This window comes from Halorubrum luteum, from assembly GCF_054652935.1.
In genome coordinates, this window is sequence record NZ_BAAIGT010000002.1 from 2056347 (window position 1) to 2068026 (window position 11680).

6 protein-coding genes are annotated in these 11680 nt (G+C 66.6%); 2 read left to right on the forward strand and 4 right to left on the reverse strand.

Features of this window, described 5'->3' with window-relative positions; translation table 11 throughout:
* The first annotated feature begins 1203 nt into the window (after nt 1–1203).
* Together ACYQ0R_RS10130 and ACYQ0R_RS10135 are read left to right on the forward strand one after the other, a co-directional pair.
* Nucleotides 1204–2046, forward strand: a complete 843-nt coding sequence (locus ACYQ0R_RS10130) for a hypothetical protein (RefSeq protein ID WP_459823198.1) — start codon at nt 1204–1206, stop codon at nt 2044–2046.
* A gap of 99 nt (nt 2047–2145) precedes the next feature.
* Complete coding sequence (locus tag ACYQ0R_RS10135; protein ID WP_459823200.1) at nt 2146–3435, forward strand: adenosylhomocysteinase; 1290 nt, start codon at nt 2146–2148, stop codon at nt 3433–3435.
* 74 nt (nt 3436–3509) lie between these two features.
* Here the strand turns inward: ACYQ0R_RS10135 and ACYQ0R_RS10140 are convergent, their stop codons facing one another.
* The 4 genes from ACYQ0R_RS10140 to ACYQ0R_RS10155 are packed head-to-tail and all read right to left on the reverse strand — an operon-like array spanning nt 3510 to nt 11518.
* Nucleotides 3510–5582, reverse strand: coding sequence for a SpoVR family protein (locus ACYQ0R_RS10140; RefSeq protein ID WP_459823202.1), 2073 nt, complete (start codon nt 5580–5582; stop codon nt 3510–3512).
* On the reverse strand, nt 5579–6961 hold the full coding sequence (locus ACYQ0R_RS10145) for a DUF444 family protein (protein WP_459823205.1): 1383 nt from the start codon (nt 6959–6961) through the stop codon (nt 5579–5581). The genes ACYQ0R_RS10140 and ACYQ0R_RS10145 overlap by 4 nt, the downstream gene beginning before the upstream one ends.
* Nucleotides 6952–9444, reverse strand: a complete 2493-nt coding sequence (locus ACYQ0R_RS10150) for a kinase anchor protein (RefSeq protein WP_459825738.1) — start codon at nt 9442–9444, stop codon at nt 6952–6954. Before ACYQ0R_RS10150 ends, ACYQ0R_RS10145 begins: the two co-directional genes overlap by 10 nt.
* 1 nt (nt 9445) lies before the next feature.
* Nucleotides 9446–11518, reverse strand: a complete 2073-nt coding sequence (locus ACYQ0R_RS10155) for a PrkA family serine protein kinase (protein WP_459823207.1) — start codon at nt 11516–11518, stop codon at nt 9446–9448.
* Nucleotides 11519–11680: the final 162 nt, after the last annotated feature.

Sequence of the window (11680 nt, forward strand, 5' to 3'; positions counted from 1 at the left end):
CGAGGGTGGATGGGTGGTTTATAAGCGATACCGTGGAGGGGTTGGTGTTCGTTTATAAGTGAGTCGCGAGAGCGATAGCTCCGCGACGAACGATCCGAAAGCCCCAGCCGGGAGGCGGGCGCAGGCGACACAAGCACTGCAGGGAGCGAACGACGTGAGCGACCGAAGCGCGCAGCGAGCGTGCGCCCGCCTCCCGGCTGCCCCTTTCAACCCCACCCGACCGCACCGCAACCGCACCTCGCGCCTCCCCAGCCTCGCGGTTCGCGCTCTCCGAGCGCTCACCGCGTCCCTCGCACGCGCTCCTCGCGCTCTTTCCAGAGCGCTCGGAGGCGCGCGCCGACCGCCCGCCGTCACCTGATAACCGAACAATGCTCTGCTTGTGGTTGCGGTGGCGCGCGCCGCGAGCGGGCCTTCGGCCCGTGAGCGAGCGCGCGAGGGAGACCGGAGGGGCCGCCGAGCGGTTCCGGCGGCCCCTCCGGTCGAGGCTGGGGCGGTCCGAGGCTGCGGTGCGGGGCGGGACTGGAAGGGGCAGCCGCGAGGGCGAAGCCCGGCGACGTAAGGACCGCAAGGAGCGAACGCAGTGAGCGACTGAGGACCGCAGCGAGCCGCGCGAGCCGTCGCGGCTGGGGCTTCCAAATCGGTCTCTGCCTCACCGCTCATTTATATACCACTCCTCGCAGCGCTAAGTACGCCTTTATAAGCATCTACTCGAACTCACACTGCACAATATACGCCCGGTATCGAGCACGAAGCAAGCAGCGTCTCACGGCTGATTCGAGTGTGAATTCATGGAACGAACCATGGCAAAAGATCTATGATACTCTACCGTTTCGAAGGCTCCGCCCTGTACTGCAACCGCACCGCAACCGCACCTCTCACCTCCCCAGCCTCGTCGGCCGCCCTCCGCGTCGCTCCGGGCGACCGACTCCCTCGCGCGCGCTCGCTCGCGACTTCGCCGCTCGCGTTCGAGGGCTCCCTCCGGTCGCCCTCGCGACTCGCGCCCTTCGGGCGCTCACCGGCGCGCCAACCGCATGGGGTTTATAAATTGGTGTCATCGCGATCGGGATCGAATCGGCTTGTACGGTAGTCATTGACTCGACGAGAATTCCGGCCACATTCGCTGTATCGGGTGAAATCAGGATTAATCCGGGTTAACGGAGTTCCCTTTTTAACCCCGTTCCGCTCCACGGGTGATCCGTGACGATGAGCACACGAACGTTGTACGTACTGCTGATCGCGATCGTCGCGATCGGGGCGGCCACGGGTGCCGTGGCGGCCGACGATGGACTAGAACTCACGGTCGACGACGCGGACGCGGAGCCGATCGTGACGGTGACCGAAAACGACACCGCGGTGGCGAACGCCTCGGTGACCGTCGAGCCGGTCGACGAAAACGCGACGTACGCGGGTAGCGGGAACTACACGACCGACGAGAACGGCACGGTCGAACTGCCCGCCGCCGACGCGGACGTCACCGTCGAGGTGACCGCGGAGTACGAGAACGAGACCGCCTCGACGACGGCCGATCTGACCGTCGCGGCGGACGACGAGCCTGAAGCTCAGCAGCCGTTCGGCCAGCAGGTCCGCGACTTCGTCCGGCAGCTCCAGGGCAACGGACCCGGCGGCATCGGCAGCGCGATGTCCGACTTCGTGACGCGGAACAACCCGGGTGACGCGCCCGACCACGCGGGCAACCCGCACGCGAACGCGACGAACGAGACCGATCGGCCGTCCCACGCAGCTAACGCCAGCGATCGTCCTGCCAACGCCAGCGATCGTCCCGCCAACGCCTCCGAAAACGCCGGTGGTCCCCCTGAACACGCAGGTCCTCCCGAACACGCCGGCCCGAACCACACCGAGACGAACGAGTCGTCCGATGACGATGACGCCACCGACTCCGACGCCTCCGGCGACGCCGACTCGTCCGGAACCGATGGCTCGTCCGGAAATGATGACGCGCCCGGTAACAGCGGGAGTGCCGGGAACGGTAACGGTGGTGGATCCGGGAGCGGAAACGGTAACGGCGGCGGCCCGCCAAGCAACTGACCACACACCGGCGAATCGCTTCCGATGACGGCCCCGATCGACTTCGTTTCTCGCCCCGTTGTCGGCAGCGTTTAGTGGTCGGTTCGCCAACCGAGATGCATGAGCGAGAGCACGTATCCACCGGTCACGGAGCATCTATCCGATCCCGCGACGGCCCGCGAGGAGGGTCGTCGAAAGATGGACTGGGCGCTACAGCATATGCCCATTCTGGAGGCGCTGCGCGATGGTTTCGTCGCCGAGCAGCCGCTCGCCGACGAAACCATCGCGATGGCGATGCACGTCGAGGCGAAGACGGCGAACCTCGTCGAGCTGCTCGCCGACGGCGGCGCGGAGGTCGCGATCACGGGGTGTAACCCTCTCTCGACACACGACGACGTCTCCGCCGCGTTGAACGCACACGACTCGATCACCTCCTACGCGGTTCGGGGCGTCGACGACGAGGAGTACTACGACGCGATGCACGCGGTCGTCGCGCACGAACCGACGATCACCGTCGACGACGGGATGGATATGGTGAAACTCGTCCACGAGGAGTACCCCGAACTGATCGACTCCATCGTCGGCGGCGCGGAGGAGACGACGACCGGCGTCCACCGGCTGCGCGCGATGGACGCCGACGGCGAGCTCCACTACCCCGTCTTCGCCGTCAACGACACGCCGATGAAACAGCTGTTCGACAACGTCCACGGCACCGGGGAGTCGTCGCTGGCGACGATCGCGATGACGACGAACCTCTCGTGGGCGGGCAAAAACGTCGTCGTCGGCGGGTACGGGAAGTGCGGCAAAGGCGTCGCGAAGAAGGCGGCCGGCCAGAACGCGAACGTCATCGTCTGCGAGGTCGATCCTCGCCGGGCGTTGGAAGCCCACATGGAGGGGTACGAGGTGCTGCCGATGGTCGACGCCGCCGAGATCGGCGACGTGTTCATCACGACGACCGGCAACCGCGACGTTATCACCCGCGAGCATTTCGAGGTGATGCAGGACGGCGTTCTCCTCGCGAACGCCGGCCACTTCGACGTGGAGGTGAATCTCGAGGAGCTCGACGAGCTCGCGGTCGACCGCTTCGAGGCGCGGGAGGGGGTCGAGGGGTTCGAGCTTCCCGACGGTCGGGTGCTGAACGTGCTCGCCGAGGGACGACTCGTCAATCTCGCCGCGCCGATCGCGTTAGGGCACCCGGTCGAGGTGATGGACCAGAGCTTCGGGGTGCAGGCGGTGTGTGTCCGCGAGCTCGCGACGAACGGCGCGGCATACGACCCGGGCGTCCACGACGTCCCCGACGACCTCGACCGCGAGGTCGCCGAGATAAAACTCGCCGCGGAGGGGGTCGCACACGACACGCTCTCCGAACAGCAGCGCGAGTACATGGACAGCTGGGAGCACGGGACGTGACCGCTTCGGACACCTGCGCCTCGCCCTGACGCAGCCCCACACGGAACATATCGATATCTGCCGTCGGCCGCTGCTCACGCCAACCAGTCGTCCGGCTTCGTATCGTAGTCCCCCTCGTCGGCCGCGATCCGGGATTCGATCGACTCGTCGAGGTCGTGTTCGGTGACCTCACCCCCGTCGTACTGGAAGCGAACGCCGACTTCCGTCCCATCGGGCTCGCGTCCACGACGCTTCGCCCGTCGGAGCTCCTCCTCCGAGTACTCGACCCGAATCGTCGCGAGATGGACGGGCCGCCCCCACAGCTCGAAGACGCGCTCCAGCGTCGCTTTCGCGCTTGCCTCATCCAGCGCGACGCCGTTGTACCGGTGGCCCAACAGCAGCTCGCCGCGGTTTCGGAAGTTCCCGTCGAGCACGACGATCGTCGGCTTTCCGAAGTTCGTGAACCGCAAGAGCAGCTTCCGCCGCACGTCGTCGGCGTCGACGCTGGCAACGCGGTGCTCCTCCGTGGCCCGGCTGTACTCGTAGGTGAAGTAGTTCCGCTCGCGAACGAACTCGTCGGTGAGGAACTCGTCGATGAACGTCACGTCGTTGTGGCTCTCGCGGACCTCGAACATCCGCTTCCAGCCGGCGGCCCGGTCGACGTCGTCGAGCGCCGCCGTGACCGTCGGATATCGATCGACGTCGAACATGTAGCGTGCTCGTTCCGTGAGACTCTCGCGGGACACGTTCCGTAGCGCGCCACGATGCTCCGGCCGTGAGAGCACGTAATGTCGCTCCGCGAGCCCCTCGTACGTGAGCAGCTTCCACGGGTATCGCTCGATCGCCGGTGCGGTTTCATCTCCGCCCGGCTCCGTGTCGTCGCGCGCCCGCGCCGAGAGCGCCCGGTCGACGGTTTCGGCGTCGACTCGTGGGTCGCCGTCGTCGGCGAGATCGGCCAGCGCGTCGAGCGTCGCGGGTCCCGCGCCGGCGATCGCCGGATGTGGTTCGAGGATCTCGACCACGCGGTCGATATCCACTTCGGCGTGGAAGTTCTCGGGCATCACTCCCTCGACGCGCAGCAGCTTGTCGATCACGTCCCGGCGGGCCGCCTGCAGCTCGACGTGCGTCCACAGCTCGAGACCCAGTTTGTACGGGTTGAGCCCGGGCGAGCCGAGCACGCGCGCCATATGGTCGGCGTACGTGAGGAACTCGTCGGGGCCGGCGAACCCTTCGCCGCCCATCATGGTAGACTCCCAGTACGTGGCCCATCCCTCGTTCATCACCTTCGTCTGCTTCTGTCCCGCGAAGTAGTACGCCTCCTCGCGGAGCGCGTCGATCACCGTCGTCTCCCACGGCTCGCGGTCGACTGCCTTTCCGCTTTCGGGGTCGTACCGTTTTCCGTGGTCGCGAAGGAACGCGAGCACGTCCGGACGCGGCTCCGCCGGCTCCGTCCCGTTTGCGTCTCTGGCTTCGAGCCACTCGTCGTCGAACACGTCCCGGCGCACCTCCTCCGAGAGGTCGAGTTCGTCGATCCGTGCTTCGACCGCGTCGATCGCGTCGCTTTCTTCCTCGCCGACGTCGGCGGTGATACCTGGGGTGCCTTCGGACCGGGCGGCGTCGATCGGGTTGTGCTGGTCGATCGTATCCTCCAGCGCGGAGACGGAATCGATCAGCCGCTCGACCGCGTCGCGGTCGACGTCCGGCCGATCCATGATCGCGGCGATCCGGTCGGCGTTACGCTCCAGCCGCGCCGCGGCGTTGGGTCCGTCCTCGCCGCGGTCCGCGTACAGACCGAACCAGCCGTTGTTCGCGAAGAAGTCCGCGTGCGCCTCGACGTGGGTGATCACGGCTTTCTGGTCGGCCAGCGTGTTCGACTCCTGGAGAAACGCGTGACTCGGATCGTCGTTGTTGACGATCTCGAACGCTTTTCCGAGCCCGTGACGGTCCGTCTTCCGCTGGCGCTCGTAGTTCATCCCCCAGCGCCAGTGCGGATACCGCCGCTGGAACCCGCCGTAAGCGATGAGCTCGTTCATCTCGTCGTGGTCGACCACCCAGTATCGAACCGGATACGGGTCCAGTCCGAGCCGCTCGGCGAGGTTGCGAGCCTCGCGGGCCGCCTCCTCGAGCCGTCCCGCCTCGCGTTTCGCCGCTACACGGTCGTCTCTCATCGACGATCACCTCCGTCGGTTCGACCGGCGACCGGCCCGGAGCTCGTCGCGTCGCTCTCCTCCGTCTCGGTGCTGAGGATCTCGTAGATCGCATCGGTGACGTCCGCCGGCTCGGAGACGCGTGCGACGGCGACGTTGTCGGCGTCGCCGAACGCCTTCTCGATCTCGTCGGCGTGGCGGGCGTTCGACGCGGTGCCGCCGGGCTGAGTCTCGACGTACGCGTGCAAGTTTGCGTCGATCGACTCCATCAGCGGGATCACCGACTGTTTGGTGTCGCTGCCGGCGTTCTCGGAGTCGCCGGCGGCGAACACGTACCGGTTCCATTCGCTGAACGGATACTCCTCTAGGATCTCAGCGACGAGCTCGTACGCGCTGGAGATCCGCGTGCCGCCGCCCGACTGGACCCCGAAGAACGCTCCGCGATCGACCTCCCACGCCTCCGCGTCGTGAACGACGTACCGGAACTCGGCGGCGTCGTACTTCCCGGTCAGATACCAGTCCATCGGCGTGAACACGCGCTCGACGAGCTCGCGTTTCGTCTCGCGCATCGATCCGGAGGCGTCACGGACGTTGATCACGACGACGTTACGTTCGCGCTTTTCGATCACCGTCGGATGCCGGTAGCGCTCGTCCTCCCGACGGAACGGAACGCTGTCCAACCCATCCCGTCGGATCCGGCGGCTCACCGGATCGGGCTCGCACTCGGCATCGAGCGCGTCGAAGCTCTCCCAGCGGTCGAGCGCCGCCACCGACGTGCCGTGCTCGTCGGCGAGGGTCGTCGCCGTGTCCGCGATCCACGCCCGGGAGACGGGGATACCGTGGCCGCGCGCCCACGCGAACACGTCGTCGACGTCGGCGTCGGCGACGAACAGCCCCTCGCGGACGTACTCCTCGTCGAAGTCGGTCGCGAGATGGCGCTTCAGCCCTCGTTTGAAGAACTCGTCGACGTCGAGCGTTCCCTTCGGACCGGCGCGGGCGGTGTCGGTGAACTCGCCTTCGATCTCCTCGACCACCTGCTTCCCTTTCGGTTCGAGATCGAGGCCGAGCGCCTCGTCGAGTTCGCGCGCGAACTCCTCGGGATCCATCTCGTAGTACTCGTGGTCGCCGCCCTCCTCGCCGGGGTCACCCTCGTCGTCGCCGTCATCGGGCTCGGCGTCCACCGGCTGGCCGGGCTGCGGCTGTCCGTCCGCTCCCTGTCCGACGCCGCCGGCCTCGCGGCGGTCGTACTCGAACTCGGGGAGGTCGACGATCTTGATCGGAATCCTGACGCGGTCCGGACCGGAGCCGCCGAGATCGCCGTGTTCGATGAACTCGGAGAGATCCTCTCGGCGCTCCTCGCCGACCTCGTGGAACCGTCTGCGGTCGTCGCTCAGTCCCATGACGGCCCACCTCCGTTCGTATCATCTCCCCGGTCGCCACCGAAATCGTTGCCGGTCCTCGATCCGTCATCGTCGTCGGCTCCCAGCGCCGCCCACTCGTCGCGGACGTCGCGCATCACGGCACGACTCGTCAGCTCCGCGGAGGCTCGGCTGTACATCCCCTCTGTGAGTCGGTCGATACTCTCCGCTTTCACCCGTTCGGTCACCGTGTCGGCGGGCGGATCCGCCCACTCCGCGGGGTCGAGATCCGGAAACTCCCGTTTCACGTCGGCGAGGTCGTTCGACGACAGCGCCTCGCGCAGCTCTGGAATCTCGGCGAGGTCAACGTCGTCGACGCTGAGTTCGTCGCCGCGGTTCCGCCACGCGTACCGGGTGAGTGCACGGATCACTCGCTCACGCCGGAACTCGGCGACGACGGACCGCGGCTCGGTCCCACGGTAGTCGGCCTCCTCGAACCGCCCGAGCGTCTCCGTCTCGAACACCTTCATCGCGAGCGCATCCGGCTCCTCGGGTCCTCGTTCCGTCTCGACCGGCTCCTCGGCGTCCCACGCGTACACGTGCTCGACGTACTCCGCGATCGCGGACGAGGAGACGGTGGATTCGGCGAGGATCGCGTTCACGACATCCGTCCGCTGCTGCTCTCGCACCTGCGTTTCGACCGGCGCCCGCCGGCTCTCGAACTCAGCGACCTCCGCCCGGGAGAACACGGGCGCGTCGCCGAGTCCGTCGGCCATCGCCTCCAACACGTCCCTCGGCATGATCACCTCCTCGACCGGAAGCGTCGGATGCGTTCGGTCCGCGTCCGACCCGAGCAGGTCGGCTACCACGTCGCGCGTGTACGTGACCGGGATCCCGTTTTTTCCGTCCCGGTCGCCGACGTCGACGTCGTCGATACGGATCACCTCGGTGCGGTCGCCGCCCTCGGCGTCGCGTCGGATCGACCCCGTCTCGTACAGCGCCGCCTTCTCGATCAGATCGATCCCCGCGGGGAGGTCGTCGTCATCGAGACGCGTGACGACCGTGTACAGCGCTGCGGCCCCGATCGCGTGGGGTGCTAGCTCCCGTTCGGTCACCGTCCCGTCGTCGTTTCTGACGTCGACGACGAGCGGCGCGGCGGTCCGCCGGTCGCGTTCCGTCGGTCCTTCCTTCCGGCCGATCGCCGCTCGTGGCTCGGCAGACCGCTCGCTTCGACGGCCGGCCAGGGCTGACGGTCGGTCGTTCGCCGGGGTCTCCGCTCGGTCTCCCGTCGGGACGCCGTCGACCCCGGCGACTTCGCGGCGCAGCAGCTCTGCCTCCAGCCGCCGGTTCGTGAGGTAGCGGAACTCGTGGCGAGTGAGCCGTCGCTTCAGCGCCTTCAGCGGATCCGCGCTCTCTCGCTCGACGTGGCGGTCGAGCTCGGCGTCCAGATCCGGGTTCGAGATGAGGATCAACTGCGTGTCGAGATCCATGCCGATCCCCTTGTCAAGCTTCACGCGTCCCTCGTCCGGAACGTTGAGCAGCCGTCTGAGAAGGTCCGCGTGCTGGCTCGCGTCCTCGACCACGGTCGCGACGCCGTTCCCTTGCGAGCAGACCCCGTCGTAGCTGAACGCCTGCGGGTTCTTTCGCCCTCGAGAGTCGAGCTCGCGAAGCATTCCTCCCATCCACGAGCCGACGAGCCGCTCTTTTGGCGTCCCGTCGTCCTCCGCGTGGAGAACGCCGATACCCGCGCCGACGTCGACGACGTAGCTCGTCACTCGGAGATGGTCCCGGTCGGTGATCGCCGAAAACAGGTCGTGGCGTCCCTCGTCCCGGTACGTCGACTCGAGGTGGTCGTACGCCTCGCGGCTGAACGGATCGAGGTCGACGTCGACCGGGAGCGGGTACGCGTCGTCGCCGACGGCGTCGGCGATCCGCTCGCGGACGGGTGCTGGAAAGACGGATAGCGGGTGTGTCTGGACCGGACTCCGGTACCACGCCGTGGCGTCCCCGCCGTCGCCGTACGACAGTGATCGGCCGCCGCCGGGACCGCTTCCCGCTCCGGTTACGTTCCACTCCACCGTGTAGCGTCGTCCGGCGTCCGTCTTCGAGAACTCCCGGAGCCCGTTCACGAGACACCGCTTGAACTCGGACTTGCCGGTTGCCGTCGGCCCGTCTATCCAGAGTATCGTCTCGTCGTTTCCCCGTCCAGCTGCGGCGGCCCGGAGATTGTCGACAAACGCGTTGAGCGCGGCGGTGTTGCCGAGAACCGCGTGTTCGCCGTCGTTGAACGGGTCGTCGAAGAACCGGTACCGCTCCATCCGCTCGCCCCGTTCGCGGACCTCGCGAGTGCCCTGCGACTCGATGGCTGCGAGAACGTATCGCGCGCCCGAGGCGGCCGCGATCGGATTGTCGAGCACCCGTTCGACGTACTCCTCGAGACGCATCGGCGGGTCGTACGCCCCTCGTAGCGTCTCGTCCGCGGCGCGAACGAACGTTTCCCCGTCGGATTGGTCGTGTCCGGACATCTCACTCACCGTCTTCGATCTCCGAGCGGGCGACCGCGGCACCCGCGTACTCCAACACCTCCGTCGCACCGTCCGTCGAGTATCCGCGGTCGATCAGGGCGTCGACCCAGGCGCTCTGCTCCTCGTCATCGAGGTCGGTCGCCGAGACGAGCGCGGAGAAGTTGATGTTGTGTTTCTTATCCTCCCACAGCTTGCGCTCGAGCGCCCGGCGGAGGCGATCGTTCTCCTGTGGGTCGAATCCGCGTCCCTCGCGTGCTCGCCGGGAGACCCAGTTCGACACCTCCTGTCGGAAGTCGTTTTTCCGGTCCGACGGAACGTCGAGCTGCTCTTCGACGGCGCGCATGAACGTCTCGTCGGGCTCCGTCTCCCGCCCGGTCAGCTCGTCGTCGACGGTGGCGTCGTCGATGTACGCCATCACGTGGTCCATATACTTCTCGCCCTGTCTGCGAAGCTCGTCGACGTCGTACGCCAGGGCGTGACGGACGTCCTCGATCGCGCGCTCGCGATACTCCTCACGGACGGTCTCCAGCAGCTGCTCGTAGCGATCGAGGTCGGCGGCGGCGATGGAGCCGTGGCCGCCGAGATTCGCCTCGAAATGGTCGAACACCGAAAGCGGCGAGAGATGCGTCCGGTCGCGGTGGGTGGCGTCCATGATCGCTTCGGCGATCTCGTCGCCGATGAACCGAGCCGAGACGCCGTCCATCCCCTCGCCGACATCGGCGGACTCCGCGGCGTCCTCCCGGAGCTTTCGCCGGTCGATCTCCTCGTCTTCCAGCTCCCCGTTGTACACCTTCGCCTTGTCGAGCAGGCTCACGGTCTCGTCAGTCGGCTCCTCCAGCCGGGTGAGCACGCCGAACAGTCCAGCCATCTCCAGCGTATGCGGCTCGACGTGGACGTTCGGCACGTCCGCGTTGGCGAGCATCTTCTCGTAGATGTTCGCCTCGCTGCCGTACTCCAACACGTACGGGTAGTCGATACGTTTGGTTCGGTCGTTGAACGCCTCCATCTTCTCGTCGCCCGTCTTCTCGCGGTACTCCGGCATGTTCGTCCGCCCCACGATCACCTGGTCGATGTCGATCCGCGGGTTGTTCTTCGGCTTGATCGTCGACTCCTGGGAGGCGTGAAGGAAGTCGTAGAGAAACTCCCGCTGCAGTTTGAGTAGCTCCTCGCCGGAGAACAGCCCTCGATTCGCGTTGCAGAACGCGCCGGCGTAGTCGAACGCTCGCGGGTCGGACTCGCCGTACACGGCTAGTTTCGCGTAGTTGACGTCGCCAGTGAGCTCCGTTTCGTCCTGATTCTTCTTGTCTTTCGGCTCGAACGTCTCGATGCACTGCCGCCGGTTCTCGTCGGCGACGAGCCGGACGATCTCGACGTGCTCGTCGAGCACTCGCTGCAGGTCGTCGTCGTACTGCGCGAGCAGCTCGTTCAGGTAGAACTCAGACGCAGGATCGGGGTGCTGGTCGTTGCGGAGCGTGTAGGGGGCGTCGAGCCGCTCGTTGAGATCGTCGAGCACCGACTCGCGCTGCGGCTTCGGGAGCAACACGAGTGGGTCCTGATTCATCGGCGAGTGGACCGTGTCGTCGCCCGGATCCTGATCGTCGATCACCGAACAGAGGTCGACCCATCGGAAGGTGTACATCCGTCCGGCCGACTCCCGCGTGTACGCCTCGAAGTAGCGGCGCGTGAGCCAGTCGAAATGCGACTTCCCGGAGCCGACCGGTCCCAGGAGGAGCTTGATCCGTTTTTCGGGTCCGAGACCACGAGCACCGGATTTCACCTTGTTAACGAACTCGTGTATCGATTCGTGAACCTCACGACCGTAGAACACGTTCTGGCCGTCGTGTAACGGGTCGTCGGCCGCGAGCGAGTACTCGACGATACCGCGTTCCTCGTTGTATCGCGTGCCGTAGTGGTCGAACATATCCGCGACGCGCTGGTGGGCGTTGCGCGCGATCTGCGGGTCCTCGTACAGCGCGTCGAGGTACCAGTCGAACGACCGCGACTCCCGAAGGTCGTCGGGGACGTTCGTCCGGTATTCTTCGCTGAGCCGTTCGAGCGTGTGTCGGTCTGACATTGTCTCTGGTTGCTCGGACGGGCGGAGCCGAACCGTCGAGCGGATCCCCGCTGGACGGCGGCACGGCTCTTCGTGCCTGAAACGGCGGCTCATCGAGCCGCGAACGCCGTCGCACCGAGGACGACTCGTCGTGAATCGTCGTTCGCCCGTAACCGAGGCTAT